The following is a 15,952-nucleotide window of genomic DNA, read 5'->3' as shown; positions in this document are numbered from 1 at the left end:
AAGCGCGCGATGCCGCCGGGTCCGGATCGTCTGTGCCGGTCATAGGGCTCGGAGACATGACGTAACAATATCGGCCGAATCAAGCGAGGTTAATGGCCAGGACCCAGCGATTCCGCCGTCCCGCGGCGGGTCAGCCGAGATGCGCTGCGACGTCATAGCCGTACAGCCAGTCGCTGCTGGGGCCCCCTGTGCCGCCGAGCAGCTCATCGCGGCGGCCCGGCCCTTCCTCGTCGAGGGCCATCTCGTGCACCACCTCGCGGGCGACCGCGTGGATCCGCTCGGTGCGCTCACGGCGCAGCCGGGCGTAGCGCGCCAGCGCGCGCTCGGCGGTCAGCGCCGTCGCGCCGCGCAGGCAGTCGGCCAGCACGACCGCGTCCTCCACCGCCTGGTTGGCGCCCTGCGCGAAGAACGGGAGCGTGGGGTGGGCGGCGTCGCCCATGAGGGCGATCCGGCCGTGGTGCCAGGCGCGCACGGCCTCGCGCACCTCGATCCCCCACACGCCGATCCACGACGCCGCCCCCGCGAGCGTCCCGACGTCCTCGGCCCACCCCTCGAAGGCCCGGGTGAGGTCGCTCAGGCGTCCCCGCTCCGACCACGACTCCCGCCGCCCCTCGCCGCCGGGCACCGAGGCGTTGAAGCTGATGGTGGCGCCGCCCGACACCGGGTAGGCGGCGAAATGCCGGTCGGCGCCCATCCAGATCCTGATCCGCGGGTCCGCGAACCCCTCGGGGACGCTCGTGGCGGGCACCAGGCCGCGGTAGACCAGCTGGCCGCTCGGGGGGTGCTGCTCGGTGTTGAGCACACCGCGCATGACCGAATGGACGCCGTCCGCCCCGATGGCGATGTCGCCGTGGACCTCGCGGCCGTCGGAGCACACGAGGGTGACGCCGTCGCTCTCCTCCAGGACGTCGGTGACGTAGCGGCCGCGCAGCACGGAGGCGTCGCGGGCGGCGCGCAGCAGGATGCGGTGCAGGTCGGAGCGGAGCAGTGTGTACAGCGGCGCCCCGTAGCGCCGCTCGTACTCCACGCCCATGGCCGTGCCGTGCAGCAGCCGGCCGTCGTCCCAGCGCAGGAAGTCGCGCGACCGGGGGCGCACCGCCACCTCGCCCAGCTCCCCGCCCAGCCCCATGCGCAGGAGCGGGCGTGCCGCGTTGGGCGCGAGCTGGAGTCCCGACCCCACGGGGGTGGGGTCCTGGTGCTGCTCCAGGAGCACCACCCGGGACTGGCCGCCAGAGAGCGCCGCGGCCAGTGTCAGCCCGGCGATCCCCGCACCCACCACCACGATCCGCACGCAACCCCCCGTGCCCGCCTACGGCGCGGCGCCCCGCGGCCCCGCGCGTCGGTCCGGGGCCCGTGCCGCATCGACGGGCTCCCGCCACCTGCATACCCGTGTCCGCGCAGATGGCACCCCTCTTCTCCGCCCGGGTGACCGGTCGTCGGCCGTCCGTTGCCGCGAGCGGCCACGGGCAGCCGCAATCCGCGGGAGCCGCTAGCATCGAACAGGACGCGCGGGATCCCGGTCCCGCGCCCGTCCAGGCCGCCGCCGGCCCCTGACCGGCCGGCCCGGTCGCCACCGACCCGACCCGAATAAGGAGTCACCGTGTCCGCCGTGCCAGAGCTGCGTATCACCCTCGCCGGAACCGAGCGTGCGGTGGCGGCCGGGACGACGGCCGGCCAGGCTCTCGACGCCGACGGCCGAACCGTCATCGCCGCCCGCGTCGGCGGGGAACTGCGCGACCTCGCCCACGAGCTCGCCGACGGCGACACCGTCGAGCCCGTCGAGATCGGCTCCGACGACGGCCGCGACATCCTGCGCCACTCCACCGCGCACATCCTCGCCCAGGCCGTCCAGGAGCTGTTCCCCGACGCCAAGCTCGGGATCGGCCCGCCCATCGTGAACGGCTTCTACTACGACTTCGACGTCGCCGAGCCCTTCACCCCCGACGACCTCAAGCGCATCGAGAAGAAGATGCAGGAGATCGTCAAGCTGGGCCAGCGGTTCGACCGCCGCGCGGTCTCCGACGACGGCGCCCGCGCCGAACTGGCCGACGAGCCCTACAAGCTGGAGCTGATCGGCCTCAAGGGCGCGGCCGGCGACGCCGCCGAGGGCGCGGGCGTCGAGGTCGGCGCCGGCGGGCTGACCATCTACGACAACCTGCACCCGCGCACCGGCGAACTCTGCTGGAAGGACCTCTGCCGCGGGCCGCACCTGCCCACCACCCGCGCGGTCCCGGCGTTCAAGCTCATGCGCTCGGCCGCGGCCTACTGGCGGGGCAGCGAGCGCAACCCGCAGCTCCAGCGCATCTACGGCACCGCGTGGGAGTCCAAGGACGCGCTCAAGGCGCACCTGGCGTTCCTGGAGGAGGCCGAGAAGCGCGACCACCGCAAGCTGGGCGCCGAACTCGACCTCTTCTCGTTCCCCGACGAGCTGGGGTCGGGCCTCGCGGTCTTCCACCCCAAGGGCGGGGTGGTGCGCAAGGAGATGGAGGAGTACTCGCGGCGGCGCCACGAGGAGTCCGGCTACGAGTTCGTCAACACCCCGCACATCTCGAAGGCGAAGCTCTTCCAGACCTCGGGGCACCTGCCGAACTACGCCGAGTCGATGTTCCCCCCCATGGAGTTCGAGGGGCACGACTACTACCTCAAGGCCATGAACTGCCCGATGCACAACCTGATCTTCAGGGCGCGCGGGCGGTCCTACCGCGAGCTGCCGCTGCGGCTGTTCGAGTTCGGCACCGTCTACCGGTACGAGAAGTCCGGCGTCGTGCACGGCATGACCCGCGCGCGCGGCTTCACCCAGGACGACTCCCACATCTACTGCACCGACGAGCAGATGCCGGGCGAGCTCGACAGCCTGCTCACCTTCGTGCTGGACCTGCTGCGCGACTACGGCCTGAGCGACTTCTACCTGGAGCTGTCCACCCGCGGCGACTCCGACAAGTTCATCGGCGAACCCGAGGAGTGGCACCAGGCCACCGAGACCCTGCGCCAGGCCGCCGAGAAGCAGAACCTCGACCTGGTCATGGACCCCGGCGGCGCCGCCTACTACGGCCCGAAGATCTCGGTGCAGGCCAAGGACGCCATCGGGCGCACCTGGCAGATGTCCACCATCCAGGTCGACTTCCAGCAGCCCAAGCTGTTCGGGCTGGAGTACACCGCCGCCGACGGCTCCCGCCGCCGGCCGGTGATGCTCCACCGCGCGCTGTTCGGGTCCATCGAGCGGTTCTTCGCGGTGCTGCTGGAGCACTACGCCGGCGCGTTCCCGGCGTGGCTGGCCCCGGTCCAGGCGGTCGGGATCCCCATCGCCGACGAGCACGTGCCCCACCTGGAGGCCGTCGCCGCCAAGCTGCGCGCCGAGGGCATCCGGGCCGAGGTCGACACCGGCGACGACCGGATGCAGAAGAAGATCCGCAACGCCCAGAAGCAGAAGGTCCCCTTCATGCTGCTGGCGGGCGACGACGACATCGGCAAGGGCGCGGTGTCCTTCCGCTACCGCGACGGCTCGCAGAACAACGGCGTCCCGGTCGACGACGCGGTCGCCGAGATCGTCGCCGCGGTGCGCGAGCACCGCTAGCCGACGGCGCCTGCGCCCCGCGCGGCCCCCGCCTCCGGGCGGGGGCCGCGCGCGTTCCGGCGGCGCGCCGGGCCGTTGCTCAGCGCCCCGCACGCAGCTCCGCCAGGACCCGGGCGCGGTGCAGGGCGGGTCCGCCCCATGCCGTGTGCAGCGCTCGGGCCTTGCGGATCCACAGCGACACGTCGTGGTCGTCGGTGTAGCCGATCGCGCCGTGCACCTGGAGGGCCGCGCGCGCCGCCGCGTAGGCGGCGTCGGAGGCGGCGGCCTTGGCGGCGCTGACATCGCGGCGTTCGTCGGGGGTGCCCATTGCGAGCGCCGCCCCGTAGAGCAGCGGGCGGGCGAACTCCAGGGCCGTGTGCGCGTCGGCGAGGCGGTGCTGGACCGCCTGGAACTCCCCGATCGGGCGGCCGAACTGGTGGCGCGTGCGCGCGTAGGCGACCGTGTCGGCGACGAGCCGCAGGCCGGCGCCCAGCGCCTGCGCCGCGACGGCGAGCACCCCCATCGGGACGGCCGAGGCCGCGCGCGGCCCCAGCGGCAGCCGATCGGCCGAGCGCACCGCCCACAGCCTGCGCGCCGGGTCCAGCGAGCGCAGGGGGGCGGCGGGCCGCACGGGGACGGCGGTGTGCAGGCGGCCGCCGTCGAGGTGGAGGACGAGCCCGGCGGCGTCGGCGTCGAGGGCGAAGGGGACGAGCGGGGGGTGGGCGAGGGTCGGCACCAGGGCGCCCGCCGCGATGGCGGCGACCCGCTCGGGGTCGCCGAGCAGCAGGCAGGCCGCGACCGCCTCGGCCACCGGGCCGGGAACGGCGTGCCGCCCCGCCTCGATCATCGCGGTGACCAGCTCGACCGGCAGCGGGCCCGGCCCGCCGCCGGACCCCGGTGCGGCGAGGGCGAACACCCCGGCCTCGGCCAGCGCCCGCCACACGTCGGCCCCGCGACCGTGGTCGCCGCTCGCCCACGCGCGCACGGCAGCGGGGGTGCCGGCGCGCCCGAGCATGCGGTCGAGGGTGGCGGCGAACAGCTCCTGCTCGGCGTCGAGGGCGAACCTCATCGGGAACTCCTTGCGGGGAAACCGGGCACCGGCCCGGGGAGGGGGAGCCGCGACCGCGCCGCCGGCCTGGTGGGAATCGGCGACACGGAGCGCGCGTGCTCGGCCGTGCGAGCCGGACCGCCCGGGGCGGCCGTCCGGAGCCCGGATCCGCCCCCTCGGCCGGGGCCGGGACCCGGTCGGTCGGCCAGGGAGGGTCGCGCCGGGGCGGTGGTCGCCCCGGACGCGCCCCGAACGCGGGTGCGCACCGGCCGCGCCCGAGGCCGCTGCGGCCGACGCCCCCGCTCGGCGGCGGGCCATCAGGACGTGCCATCAGGGCGTGCCCTCCGAAGCGCCGTCCGGGGCCTTCCCCCGCGGTCCCGGGCGGGGACGGGCGCGGGGCAGGCCGAGGACGCGTTCGGCGACGATTCCGCGCTGGATCTCGTTGGTCCCGGCGTAGATCGGTCCGGCCAGCGCGAAGACGTAGCCGTCCAGCCACGGGCCGGCCGGCTCGCCCGCGGGGCCCAGGAGGTCGAGCGCGGTCTCGTGCAGCGCGAGGTCGAGTTCGGACCAGTGGAGCTTGGCGAGGCTCGCGGCGTATCCGGACAGAGGGGCGGCGCCGGTCCGGGGCGACACGGCGGCGTAGCCGTGCAGCCGGTAGGCGCGGGCGCGGATCCAGGCGTCTGCGACGCGGTCGCCCAGGACCGCGTCGGCGGGGTCTCCAGAGGCGGCGCGGGCGTCGTAGAGGTCAAGCAGCCGGCGGGCGGCGGCCGTGTAGCGGCCGGGCGCCCGCAGGGAGAGTCCGCGCTCGTCGCCGGCGGTGCCCATGGCGACCCGCCAGCCGTCGCCGGGCGCGCCGATCACCTCCGTATCGGGGACGAACACCTCGTCCAGGAGGAGTTCGGCGAATGCGGGGCGGCCGTCGAGCCGGCCGACGGGCCTGCGGGTCAGACCGGGGGCGTCGAGGGGGAACATCACGTAGGTCAGCCCCCGGTGGCGCTCGGCGGAGGTGCGGAAGAGGCCGAACCCGCGGTCGGCGAAGGCGGCCCGGGAACTCCACGCCTTGCGCCCGGACAGCAGCCAGCCGCCATCGGTGCGCACGGCCCGCGAGCGCAGCGCGGCCAGGTCGCTGCCGGCATCGGGCTCCGACCACGCCTGCGCCCACACGACCTCCCCGGCGGCCATCGGGGGCAGCACCCGGGCCAGCTGTTCAGCGGTGCCGTGGGCGAGGAGGGTGGGGGCCAGCAGGTCGATCCCGTTCTGGGCGACCCGGCCCGGGGCGCCCGCCGCGTGGTATTCCTCCTCGACCACCAGGCGGGCGAGCGGCGATGCCCCGCGCCCGCCGTAGGCGACCGGCCACGAGACGGCGGACAGCCCGGCGGCGGCCAGCCGCCGCTCCCAGACCCGGTGCGCCGCGAAACCCTCGGCGGTCTCCAGTGAGGGCAGCGGCTCTTCGGGCACGTTCGCGTGCAGCCACGCCCGAGCTTCGTCGCGCAGCGCCCGTTCGGCGGGGGGAAGGTCGAGGTCCATGCGCGCTCCGTTGTACGTATCGGTCCGGGTGGGGCCGTGCGCAGCGGGCTCCGGTCGCGGCCGGGGCGGAGGCTGCTTCGAGAGCACAGAGGGGGTGCGCGGTGCGCTGCGGCCGGCCGTGCGGGGCCCGTCTGAGCGGGGGAGGCGGGGCGGGTAGCGGGCGGGACGGGGTATCGGGGCAGGGGTCCGGACATTTTTTCTAACAATCGTTTGGTAGGGTACCGCGCATGGAGCCCCCGGCAGAAGGCCCCGCCTCCGCGCCCGCCGTTCCGCGGGCTCTCGGGCTGGTGCGCGGGCGTACGGCGGTGGTGACGGCCGCCGCCGGCACCGGGATCGGGGGCGCCACCGCCCGCAGGTTCCTGGAGGAGGGGGCCCGGGTCCTCATCAGCGACCGGCACGAGCGGCGCCTCGCCCAGGCGCACGCCGAACTCGCCGCCGAGTTCGGCGCCGCGGCCGTCGCCGCGCGGCGCTGCGACGTCACCGCCGAGGACGACGTCACGGCCCTCTTCGCGGCGGCCGACCGGCACTTCGGCGGGGTGGACATCGCCGTCAACAACGCCGGCCTGGGCGGCACGACCCCCCTGTCGGAGATGACGGACGACCAATGGGGCCGGGTCATCGACGTCACCCTCACCGGCACCATGCGCTGCACCCGCGCCGCCCTGCGCGCCATGGCGGGCCGAGGCGGGGCCATCGTCAACAACGCGTCGGTGGTGGCCTGGCGCGCCCAGTACGGCCAGGCCCACTACGCCGCCGCCAAAGCCGGGGTCCTGGCGCTCACCCGCTGCGCGGCCGTCGAGGCCGCGCCGCACGGCATCCGCGTCAACGCGGTCGCCCCCAGCCTCGCCGACCACCCCCACCTGGCCGCGGTCACCTCACCCGGCCTCCTCGCCGAACTGGCCCGCCGCGAGGCGTTCGGGCGCTCAGCGCACCCGTGGGAGGTCGCGAACGTTATCGTCTTCCTCGCCAGCGACTACTCCTCCTACATGACCGGAGAAGCGGTCTCGGTATCGAGCCAGAGGGCGTGAGAGACGACATGAGTCCACGGCGGCGCGACGCAGAGGGCACCGCGGCGGCGCGGGCACAGCGGCGCGCGGAACTCCTGGACACGGCGGCCCGGGTCTTCGCGGAGCGGGGGTACGCCGCCACCACCATCCGCGAGGTCGCCGACGCCGCGGGCATGCTCGCCGGCAGCCTCTACTACCACTTCGAGTCCAAAGAGGCCATGGTCGACGAGATCCTCGCCGGGTTCCTCGCCGACCTGTGGGACGCCTACGACCGGGTCCTCGCCGCCGGCCACGACCCCCGGACCACCCTGCGCGCGCTGGTCGAAGCCTCCTTCGACACCATCCACCGGCACCGCCCCGCCGTGGTGATCTACCAGAACGAGTCCCGGCACCTCGTGCTCGGCGACCGCTTCCGCTACCTCGGCGACGCCCGGACCCGCTTCCGCGAGATGTGGGTCCGGCTCCTGGAGGAGGGCGCGGCTGACGGAGCGTTCCGCTCCGACCTCGACGTCCAGCTCATGTACCGCTTCATCCGCGACAGCGTGTGGGCCGCGGCCGGCTGGTACGACCCCGGCGGCCGGCTGCCCCCGCGGGCGATCGCCGACCAGTACCTCGCCATGTTCCTCCGGGGGATCGAGCCCCACCCCGGCTGACCACAAGGGAGGGCACCCCATGCACGAGGCGCTCATCGTCGGCGCGGTCCGGACACCGGTCGGCAAACGCGGCGGCGGACTGGCCGCGATCCACCCGGCGGACCTCGGCGCGCACGTCCTGACCGCGCTCGTGGAGCGCACGGGGGTCGATCCGGGCGAGGTCGAGGACACCGTGCTGGGCTGCGTCGACACCGTGGGCCCGCAGGCCGGCGACATCGCCCGCACCAGCTGGCTGGCCGCCGGGCTGCCCGAACACGTCCCCGGGGTGACCGTGGACCGGCAGTGCGGGTCCTCCCAGCAGGCCGTCCACTTCGCCGCGCAGGCCGTCATGTCCGCGACCGCCGACCTCGTGGTCGCCGGAGGCGTGCAGAGCATGTCGCAGGTGCCCATGGGCTACGCCATGACCGCGGGGGAGCCGCTCGGCTTCACCGCGGGGCCGTTCGCCGGGTCCGCGGGCTGGCGCGACCGGTACGGGACCGCCGAGGTGTCGCAGTTCCGCGCGGCCGAGATGATCGCCGAGCAGTGGGGGATCGGCCGTCCCGAGATGGAGGGGTTCGCCTTCGCCTCCCATGAGCGGGCGCTCGCCGCCATCGATTCCGGCCGGTTCGACCGGGAGACCGTGCCCTGCGCCGGGGTCGCCGCCGACGAAGGGCCGCGCCGCGGCGTCAGCCGCGACGCGATGGCGGCGCTGCCCCCGCTCCGCGACGGCGGCCGGCTCACCGCCGCGCTGGCCGCGCAGCTCGCCGACGGCGCGGCGGCGCTGCTCATCGCCTCACCCCCGGCGGCCCGGCGGCACGGGCTCACCCCGCGGGCACGGATCCACCACCTGTCGGCGCGCGGTGAGGATCCGATCCGGATGCTGACGGCCCCCATCCCCGCCACCGCGCACGCGCTGCGCCGGACCGGCCTGTCCATCGACGACATCGACGCGTTCGAGGTCAACGAGGCGTTCGCGCCGGTCGTGCTCGCCTGGCTCGCCGAGACCGGCGCCGACCCCGCACGGGTCAACCCCAACGGGGGTGCCATCGCCCTCGGCCACCCCTTGGGCGCCACCGGGGCCCGGCTGCTGACCGGCCTCCTCCACCACCTGGAGCTGACCGGCGGCCGGTTCGGCCTGGTGGCCATGTGCGAGGGCGGCGGCCAGGCGAACGTCACCATCATCGAGCGCCTCTGACCCGGCGGGCGCGTCCCGCCGCAGTTCGGGCCGCCGGGGGTCGCGCGCGGCGGGGTTCGCGCGCCGCCGGTGGGAGCCGGGCCGGGCAGGGCCGACTGGGGGCGCGGCACGGCATGGCACGGCACGGCCGGCCGGGGCGCGGTACGGGCGGCCGTACGCTCCGCGCGTTCAGGACTCCGGAGGCAGGCCGGACAGGCGCGCCAGGGTCTCGTGGGCCTCCGCCATCACGCGGTCGATCAGCTCGGCGCAGGAGGGGAGGTCGTCGATGGCGGCGACCGCCTGGCCCGCGGACATCACGCCCAGATCGGTGCGCCCCTCGACCATCGCCGCACGCAGGAGGACGGGGGTGTTCGCCGCCATCAGCACCTGCGCCCACGACAGGCCGCCCCTGCGCCGCAGCGCGGCGCCGTCGCGGATCAGCGTCGGCCACGTCGCGCCCGACAGCCGGCGGAACGCCGCGGCGCTGCGCGCCGCCCGCAGCAGCCGCCCGGCTCCCCGCGCGCGTTCGAGGGCGTCGACCCGGTCCGTGCGCAGCACCCGGTGGGGCACCCCGTCGACCTGCCGCGTCACCACGGTCTGCGTCGCGGCCAGGTACCGGCGCTTGACGCCGTCGGGCACCGTGCTGTCGGAGGTGAGCAGGAACCGGGTGCCCATGGCCACCCCCGCCGCACCGTAGGCCAGCGCGGCCACCAGCCCGCGTCCATCGACGTATCCGCCCGCCGCGATGACCGGGATGTCCACCGCGTCCACCACCTGCGGCAGCAGAACGGTGCCGGCGATCGGCCCGGTGTGGCCGCCGCCCTCCCCGCCCTGCACCAGCACCGCGTCGGCGCCCCACGCGGCCGCCTTCTCCGCGTGCCGCACCGCGCCGACGGAGCAGACCACGATCACGCCGGCGTCCTTCAGCCGGTCGATGAGATCGGGGTCGGGCGCCAGCGCGAACGAGGCGACCGGCACGCGCTCGCGGATCAGCACGCCGACGCGCTCACGCGCGTCGCCGGCGTCGGCGCGCAGGTTGACCCCGAAGGGCGCCGCCGTGCGGTCGCGCACCTCGGCGATCGCCGAGGTCAGGCCGTCGAGCGTCATCGTCGCCGACCCCAGGATGCCCAGGCCCCCCGCCTCGGCGGTGGCCGCGACCAGCCGGGGGCCCGCGACCCACCCCATCCCGCTCTGGACGACCGGGTGGCGGCAGCCGACGAGCCGGGTCAGCTCGGTGGGCAGCCGTGCGGTGCTCACCGCGGCACCTCGCGGTCGCGCGCGGCCTCCGGGTCGAGCACCTCCCGCAGCAGGCGCAGCTCCTCGTCGCCGGGGGTCCGGGTGCGGCCCGCCCCGCCCTCGGGGGTCGCCAGGTCGAAGCCGGTCAGGTCGCGCACCTGTTCTTCCGTGGCGCCGGGATGGACCGAGACCAGGCGCAGCGTGCGGCCCGGGCCCGCGAAGTCCAGCACCGCCAGATCGGTGACGACCCTGCGCAGGTCGAAGGCGTCGGCCGCCGCGACGCCGCTGACCATGTCCACCTCCGGTACGAACACGCGCCGGTCGTGGCGGGGGATCCAATAGCTCGTGGGACCGGCGATGGTGTTGCCGGGTGCGCCGCGCACCCCCAAGAGCTGGGTCGCGGGCCGCTGCCAGGGGCCGATGCAGGAGATGTTGGAGCGCCCGCGCCGGTCGAGCTGGGAGGCGCCCATCATCACGTGCCGCCGTCCGTGCAGGACCAGCCACAGGTGCTCGTGGAACGGCAGCCAGCCCTCCACGCCTCCTTCTTCGGGAGACGCGCCCCAGGGCAGGGCTGCACGGGTCAGCAGGGCGCCGCCGTCGGTGGTGAGCAGGCCGGGAGAGAACGTGAGCCGGGCCAGCCGCGCGCCCAGGACCGAGCAGACGCCCATGGCGGCGGCCAGGACCTCCCCGTCGCCGCGCCAGGCGTCGGCGCAGGCGGCGACGCACACCTCGGCGCGGGTCGCGGGCGTCACGGCGCGGCTCCGTCGTGCGGCGCCGTCCCGGCAGGGCCGGTAGAGCCGACAGCGTCGGCAGTGTCGGCAGGGCCCGCCACGAAGCGGTCGCGGAACCCGCGCCACAGCGCGGGATCGCGGGCGGCCCCGGCGTAGGCGCGCTGGGTGTCCTCGTCGCGGCCGTAGTCGGGGTCGCAGGAGGTGAAGTGCGCCCCGTTCGGCGCCTCGACGACGCCGGTGACGCATGCCCGGCTGACGAGCAGCGACTGCGGAGGTCCGGTGAAGGCGTCGACCAGCCGCTCGCACGACAGATAGACGCGTTCGGCCGCTTTGGCGAACAGCCCGTCGAGGTAGGGGTCGGGGCCGAGGTACTGGCCGTTGCCGCGCGCATCGGCCCGGTTGACGTGCACGAGCGCGGCGTCGATCCGCAGCGCGGGCATGGCGATCAGGTCGCGGCCCGCGGGGTGGCCGGGCTCGGGGTAGGGGGAGCGCACGGTGCGCAGATCCGGTGCGCCGACCCGCGGCACGTCGGAGGCCAGGCCGGCCGGGGTGGGCAGGAACGGCAGCCGGTGCGCGGCGGCGAGCAGGCCGAACATGAACATGCCCTCGTCGTACTCGGTGAACGCGATCTCGCCGTTCTCCCGCGCGGTGCGGAACCACGGGTCCAGAGCGATGGAATCGAGCGTGACGAACGGGGCGACCACGCGGCGCACCTTGCCGTAGGCGCACAGCAGGCCCACATCGGGACCGCCGCACGATACGACGGTGAGGTCGCGGACGGGGCTGCGGCATAGGGCCCGCACCAGCGCCATGGGCTTGCGGCGCGACCCCCACCCCCCGATGCCGAGCGTCATCCCGTCCCACAGAGCGGCGGCGACGCCGTCGGGCGTCATGGCCTTGTCCGTCACCGGGCTCCCCCCTCCGCCGCTCCCGAACGCCCGCCGTTCCCCGCGCCGGTCGGGTGATCGTCTTTCGTGCCGGTCCGTCCGCCGTCCTCCGCGCCGGTCCGGACGCCGCTGGCGGCAGCGCCGCCGCCGTCCGCGTCGACGAACCGGTCGCGGAGGTCGTCCCCGGCGCCGATGAGGCTGAGCTCGTAGGTGAACCCTTGCTCGAACCGGTAGTCGCGGTCGGTGTCGTCCGGGTCGATCCCGTCGAGCGCCTGCTTCGCGCACCGGATCACCCGGGGATCCTTCGCGGCGATGGCGCGCGCAACGTCGAACGCCTCGCGGCGCAGGCCGTCAGGGGGCACCACCGCCAGCACCGACCCGAACTCGTGCAGTCGGGCCGCGGGCACGGTGCGGCACGTGTACACCATGGCGCGCATGAGCTGCCGGGGGACCAGGCGGGACAGGTGGGTGGCCGCGCCCAGCGCGCCGCGGTCGACCTCGGGCAGGCCGAAGTAGGCGTCGTCGGCGGCCACCACGATGTCGGCGCTGCCCGCCAACCCCACGCCCCCGCCCAGGCAGTGCCCCTGAACGGCGGCGACGACCGGCACCGGGCAGTCGCGAACGGCGGCGAAGGCGGCGCGGCAGCCGCGGTTGGCGCCGATGAGCGCGTCGAAGCGGGCGGTCCGCTGCATCTCCTTGATGTCGACGCCGGCGTTGAACCCGCGCCCCTCGGCGCGCAGCACCACGACGCGCGTCGCGGGGGAGCCGCCCGCCCGGGTCACGGCCTGTGCCAGGTCGTGCCAGCCGCGGACGGGCAGCGCGTTGACCGGGGGAGCGTCGACGGCGACCTCGACGACCCCGTCGGCGTGCTTCGTGGTGGAGACCAGCATGGCTTACCTTTCCACCAAACGTTTGTTAGAACGGTAGCAGCCGGGCGGGATCCGGGACAGTGCGGCAAGACCTGGAGGCGGACGGTGACCGACCCGGCGAATCCAACGGACCCCGTGCGGGAGGGCGGCGGCGACGGCACCACGGAGTCCGCGCACGGCTCGATCGACGAGGGCGGCGAGGCATCCGGCGGGGGCCCGACACGCGAGGACGGCAGGGAATCCCCCGGCGGCCTGAGGAGCGGGGACGGCAAGGGCTTCACCAACGCCCCGAGACTCGAAGACAGCGGGGAATCCGACAGCGGCATGGGACGCGCGAGCAGCGGGGAATTCGACGGCCGGACCGTCGTCGTCACCGGAGGCGTACGCGGCGTGGGGCGCGGTATCAGCGAGGCGTTCCGCGCCGCCGGGGCCCGCGTCCTGGCCTGCGCCCGCCGACCGCCCGAGGCGCCCCTGGACGGAGTGGAGTACGTCCGCCTCGACGTCCGGGACCCCGACGCCGTGAACGCCTTCTTCGCCACCACGGGCCCCGTCCGTGCGGTGGTCAACAACGCCGGAGGGACCCCCTACCTGCCCCTCAGCGAGGGCGACCCGCACCGTCACGCCAAGATCATCGAACTCAACCTCATCGCCCCGCTCATCGTCGCCCGCGCCGCGCGGCCCGTGCTGGAGCCCGGCGGAAGCGTCCTCATGATCGGCAGCGTGAGCGCACGGCGGCCCTCCCCGGGGACCGCCGCCTACGGCGCGGCCAAGGCCGGGCTCGCCAGCCTGGCGGCGTCGCTGGCCGTGGAGTGGGCGCCTCGCGTCCGCGTCAACTGCGTGACCCTCGGGATGGTCCGGACCGAACGCGCCGCTCTCCACTACGGGGACGACGCCGGGCTCGCCGCCGTGGCGCGCACCGTGCCCCTGGGTCGGCTGGCCGCACCGGACGACGCCGGGGCGGCGTGCGTCTTCCTGGCCTCCGACGCCGCCGCCTACATCAGCGGAGCCGACCTCCTGGTCCACGGCGGCGGGGAACGCCCGGCCTACCTCGGCGCGTCCACGGCCGGGGACACCCGGCCATGACCGCGCGCGTGGGAACAGCCGCAGCCCGAGGCCGGCCCGGCCTGCGGGCTGCGGGTGCCCCAGGGCGCGGGGTCATGGACGCGCCGGTGTGGCATGCGCACGGGGATGGGAACGGACCGGGAGGAACGGGATGATCTGCAAAGGCCGGGTCGTCGTCATCACCGGCGCCGGGCGGGGGCTGGGCCGCGCCCACGCGCTCGAATTCGCCCGCCAAGGTGCCCGGGTGGTCGTCAACGACCTCGGAGTGAACGCCGACGGTGACGGCGGCTCCGCCGGGCCGGCCGAGCGCGTCGCGGCCGAGATCCGCACGTCGGGCGGTGCGGCCGTCGCCGTGGCGGGCGACGCCGCCGACCCCGAGGACGCCGCCGCTCTCGTGCGTACCGCGCTGGAGGAGTTCGGCGGGCTCGACACCCTCGTCACCAACGCTGGTTTCGTCCGCGACCGGATGCTCGTCAACCTCCCCCTCGACGACTGGGAGGCGGTCCTCCGCGTTCACCTCACCGGGCACTTCCTCCCGCTCCGCCACGCGGCGGCACATTGGCGGGCCGCGGCCAAGGCCGGGCACCCCGTGGACGCCCGCGTGATCGCCACGTCCTCCGGCGCCGGGCTGCTCGGCAGCGTCGGCCAGGCCAACTACTCCGCCGCCAAGGCGGGCATCGTCGGCCTCACCCTCGTCGCGGCGGCCGAGCTGCGACGCTACGGGGTCCGGGTGAACGCCATCGCCCCCGCGGCGCGCACCCGCATGACCGACGGCGTCTTCGCCGACACCATGCGGCGTCCCGCTGACGGCTCCTTCGACCGCATGGCCCCCGAGAACGTGTCGCCGCTGGTGGTGTGGCTGGGCTCGGCCGACTCCGCCGACGTCACCGGCCGCGTCTTCGAGGTGGAGGCGGGGCGGATCTGCGTCATGGAGGGGTACCGCCACGGGCCCGCCACCGACAAGGGAGCCAGGTGGGATCCCGCCGAAGTCGGTCCCGCGGTCCGCAGGCTCCTAGCGACCGCCGCCGCCCCCGAGCCCCCTTACGGCGGCTGACCGGCGCCGCCAGGGGACGGCGCGGCGCACCAGCGGACTGCTCCCGGACCGGACCTGGACCTTTCGGGACTGACCGGACGCCTTGGACCAGCCCGGACGGCGCGGATAGCCCGGGGCGACCCGGGCCGCCCGGGTGGTCTGGACGGCCCGGAGCCCCCGATCCGCCCGGACCGCCGGACGGTGCGGGGAGCGGAGCGGCGGCGCCGCCCGCCTGGGGTACGCTCGCGGACGACAGATATAGAACGTCGGTGCTTGGTGGTCGGTGGAGCGCACTGGCGTGCTCGGCCATGAGCACGTCCGGTCCCGCTCCACGGCGAGGTCCGGTCCGTGTACACGGCCGGGCCCGTTGCGAAAGGACCACTATGGACACCGACCGCTTCCACCTCTCCGAGGGCGACTACGTTCCCGACCCCGATCGCGACACCGCCGCGGTCGTCGACAGATTCTTCGACCACCTGGCGGAGATGGCGCGCGATCGCGCACTGCCCGCCGATCTCGTACCGGGCATGCGAGTCCGGCACCGGGAGCTGGAGAACGCGAACGCGGGCATGATCATCGACGAGTCGGCGCGCTACAACCTCCGCATGACCCTGGCCCTCGTGGCGGCCTACCGGCTGCTGCTGCCCCTGCTGGGGCGCGAGGACGCCGTCGACGTCATCAGCAGGGCGTTCACCGAACCGCTCGCGCCCCTCCTGCGCGAAGGGACCCGGGCGATGCTCGACGCCGCCCCCGACCCCTTCCGCGCCATGGTCGAGCTGTCGAAGTCCCGCGAACGGGACGCGTTCGGCTCGGGCTTCACCTTCCGGCGCCCCGTCGACGACGATCAGCGCTACCACGCCGACGTGCACCGCTGCTTCTACCACGACGTCCTCGCGGACAACGACGCCGCCGAACTGACGCCCGCGATGTGCGCCTGGGACAAGGCATGGATCGAGGCGATCGACCCGGACGAACACGGCTTCCGCTTCGACCGCGCCACCACCATCGGCCTGGGCGGTACACACTGCCCGTTCCACTTCACCCGAACGGACCACATCCCGACCACCGACTGACAGTGATGATGTTCTTGGTGACGCTGCGGGCGGGTCTGACCCGCCGACTGACTGACGTCTCGACTGTCCTGTTTGGGATTTGTCGGCCCGCCGGGCGTCACCACGCACGCGGCCGGACGG

Annotated in this window: 14 protein-coding genes; 7 read left to right on the top strand and 7 right to left on the bottom strand. The window is 75.1% G+C overall.

All coding sequences use genetic code 11. The annotated features are described in order from the left end of the window. Positions 1 to 130: 130 nt before the first annotated feature. Positions 131 to 1,291 carry an FAD-dependent monooxygenase gene (locus ACFO4E_RS28980; protein ID WP_378580324.1) on the bottom strand — a complete coding sequence of 387 codons (1,161 nt, stop codon included), beginning with the start codon at positions 1,289 to 1,291 and terminating at the stop codon, positions 131 to 133. A 309-nt stretch (positions 1,292 to 1,600) separates the two neighbouring features. Here ACFO4E_RS28980 and thrS point away from each other — a divergent pair, with 309 nt between their 5' ends. Beyond that, positions 1,601 to 3,574: a threonine--tRNA ligase gene (gene thrS, locus ACFO4E_RS28975; protein ID WP_378580322.1), complete on the top strand. Its 1,974-nt coding sequence runs from the start codon at positions 1,601 to 1,603 to the stop codon at positions 3,572 to 3,574. 79 nt (positions 3,575 to 3,653) lie between these two features. Here the strand turns inward: thrS and ACFO4E_RS28970 are convergent, their stop codons facing one another. Together ACFO4E_RS28970 and ACFO4E_RS28965 are read right to left on the bottom strand one after the other, a co-directional pair. Continuing rightward, positions 3,654 to 4,622: an acyl-CoA dehydrogenase family protein gene (locus ACFO4E_RS28970; RefSeq protein ID WP_378580320.1), complete on the bottom strand. Its 969-nt coding sequence runs from the start codon at positions 4,620 to 4,622 to the stop codon at positions 3,654 to 3,656. 309 nt (positions 4,623 to 4,931) lie between these two features. After that, on the bottom strand, positions 4,932 to 6,128 hold the full coding sequence (locus ACFO4E_RS28965) for an acyl-CoA dehydrogenase family protein (protein WP_378580318.1): 1,197 nt from the start codon (positions 6,126 to 6,128) through the stop codon (positions 4,932 to 4,934). A gap of 227 nt (positions 6,129 to 6,355) precedes the next feature. On the opposite strand from ACFO4E_RS28965, the gene ACFO4E_RS28960 reads away from it, so the two are divergent. From ACFO4E_RS28960 to ACFO4E_RS28950, 3 genes are read left to right on the top strand one after another with little or no spacing between them, the layout of a single operon-like run. Then, positions 6,356 to 7,156, top strand: a complete 801-nt coding sequence (locus tag ACFO4E_RS28960) for an SDR family oxidoreductase (protein ID WP_378580316.1) — start codon at positions 6,356 to 6,358, stop codon at positions 7,154 to 7,156. 8 nt (positions 7,157 to 7,164) lie between these two features. After that, the gene (locus ACFO4E_RS28955; protein WP_378580314.1) at positions 7,165 to 7,788 is read left to right on the top strand and encodes a TetR/AcrR family transcriptional regulator; all 624 of its coding nucleotides are present in this window, start codon (positions 7,165 to 7,167) and stop codon (positions 7,786 to 7,788) included. A 19-nt stretch (positions 7,789 to 7,807) separates the two neighbouring features. Then, the gene (locus ACFO4E_RS28950) at positions 7,808 to 8,962 is read left to right on the top strand and encodes an acetyl-CoA C-acetyltransferase (RefSeq protein ID WP_378580312.1); all 1,155 of its coding nucleotides are present in this window, start codon (positions 7,808 to 7,810) and stop codon (positions 8,960 to 8,962) included. A gap of 168 nt (positions 8,963 to 9,130) precedes the next feature. On the opposite strand, the gene ACFO4E_RS28945 is transcribed toward ACFO4E_RS28950, so the two are convergent. Genes ACFO4E_RS28945 through ACFO4E_RS28930 form a run of 4 tightly spaced genes read right to left on the bottom strand, consistent with a single transcriptional unit; the run spans position 9,131 to position 12,685 of the window. Next, on the bottom strand, positions 9,131 to 10,198 hold the full coding sequence (locus ACFO4E_RS28945; protein WP_378580310.1) for an NAD(P)H-dependent flavin oxidoreductase: 1,068 nt from the start codon (positions 10,196 to 10,198) through the stop codon (positions 9,131 to 9,133). After that, entirely contained in the window at positions 10,195 to 10,929 is a 735-nt protein-coding gene (locus tag ACFO4E_RS28940) for a CoA-transferase subunit beta (RefSeq protein ID WP_378580308.1), read from the bottom strand. Before ACFO4E_RS28940 ends, ACFO4E_RS28945 begins: the two co-directional genes overlap by 4 nt. Further along, positions 10,926 to 11,801 carry a CoA transferase subunit A gene (locus ACFO4E_RS28935; protein ID WP_378580347.1) on the bottom strand — a complete coding sequence of 292 codons (876 nt, stop codon included), beginning with the start codon at positions 11,799 to 11,801 and terminating at the stop codon, positions 10,926 to 10,928. Before ACFO4E_RS28935 ends, ACFO4E_RS28940 begins: the two co-directional genes overlap by 4 nt. A gap of 11 nt (positions 11,802 to 11,812) precedes the next feature. Continuing rightward, positions 11,813 to 12,685 carry an enoyl-CoA hydratase family protein gene (locus ACFO4E_RS28930; protein ID WP_378580306.1) on the bottom strand — a complete coding sequence of 291 codons (873 nt, stop codon included), beginning with the start codon at positions 12,683 to 12,685 and terminating at the stop codon, positions 11,813 to 11,815. 84 nt (positions 12,686 to 12,769) lie between these two features. On the opposite strand from ACFO4E_RS28930, the gene ACFO4E_RS28925 reads away from it, so the two are divergent. From ACFO4E_RS28925 to ACFO4E_RS28915, 3 genes are all read left to right on the top strand, one after another. Beyond that, a complete protein-coding gene (locus ACFO4E_RS28925; protein WP_378580304.1) occupies positions 12,770 to 13,747 on the top strand; it encodes an SDR family oxidoreductase in 978 nt (325 codons plus the stop codon). Between the two features lie 130 nt (positions 13,748 to 13,877). Then, entirely contained in the window at positions 13,878 to 14,780 is a 903-nt protein-coding gene (locus ACFO4E_RS28920; RefSeq protein ID WP_378580302.1) for an SDR family oxidoreductase, read from the top strand. Positions 14,781 to 15,142: 362 nt separating this feature from the next. Further along, the gene (locus tag ACFO4E_RS28915) at positions 15,143 to 15,832 is read left to right on the top strand and encodes an L-2-amino-thiazoline-4-carboxylic acid hydrolase (RefSeq protein ID WP_378580300.1); all 690 of its coding nucleotides are present in this window, start codon (positions 15,143 to 15,145) and stop codon (positions 15,830 to 15,832) included. The last annotated feature ends 120 nt before the right edge of the window (positions 15,833 to 15,952 follow it).

This window comes from Nocardiopsis mangrovi, assembly GCF_042653925.1.
In the GTDB taxonomy this organism is placed as follows: Bacteria; Actinomycetota; Actinomycetes; order Streptosporangiales; family Streptosporangiaceae; genus Nocardiopsis_B; species Nocardiopsis_B mangrovi.
Note: the sequence above shows the minus strand (reverse complement) of the source record. Positions and strands in the feature narration are given on the sequence as shown.

What these genes read in the sequence shown, in the direction of transcription:
- ACFO4E_RS28970 (WP_378580320.1), bottom strand. Translation starts at nt 4,622, where the DNA reads ATGAGGTTCGCCCTCGACGCCGAGCAGGAGCTGTTCGCCGCCACCCTC.
- ACFO4E_RS28965 (WP_378580318.1), bottom strand. Translation starts at nt 6,128, where the DNA reads ATGGACCTCGACCTTCCCCCCGCCGAACGGGCGCTGCGCGACGAAGCT.
- ACFO4E_RS28960 (WP_378580316.1), top strand. Translation starts at nt 6,356, where the DNA reads ATGGAGCCCCCGGCAGAAGGCCCCGCCTCCGCGCCCGCCGTTCCGCGG.
- ACFO4E_RS28955 (WP_378580314.1), top strand. Translation starts at nt 7,165, where the DNA reads ATGAGTCCACGGCGGCGCGACGCAGAGGGCACCGCGGCGGCGCGGGCA.
- ACFO4E_RS28950 (WP_378580312.1), top strand. Translation starts at nt 7,808, where the DNA reads ATGCACGAGGCGCTCATCGTCGGCGCGGTCCGGACACCGGTCGGCAAA.
- ACFO4E_RS28935 (WP_378580347.1), bottom strand. Translation starts at nt 11,801, where the DNA reads ATGACGCCCGACGGCGTCGCCGCCGCTCTGTGGGACGGGATGACGCTC.
- ACFO4E_RS28930 (WP_378580306.1), bottom strand. Translation starts at nt 12,685, where the DNA reads ATGCTGGTCTCCACCACGAAGCACGCCGACGGGGTCGTCGAGGTCGCC.
- ACFO4E_RS28920 (WP_378580302.1), top strand. Translation starts at nt 13,878, where the DNA reads ATGATCTGCAAAGGCCGGGTCGTCGTCATCACCGGCGCCGGGCGGGGG.
- ACFO4E_RS28915 (WP_378580300.1), top strand. Translation starts at nt 15,143, where the DNA reads ATGGACACCGACCGCTTCCACCTCTCCGAGGGCGACTACGTTCCCGAC.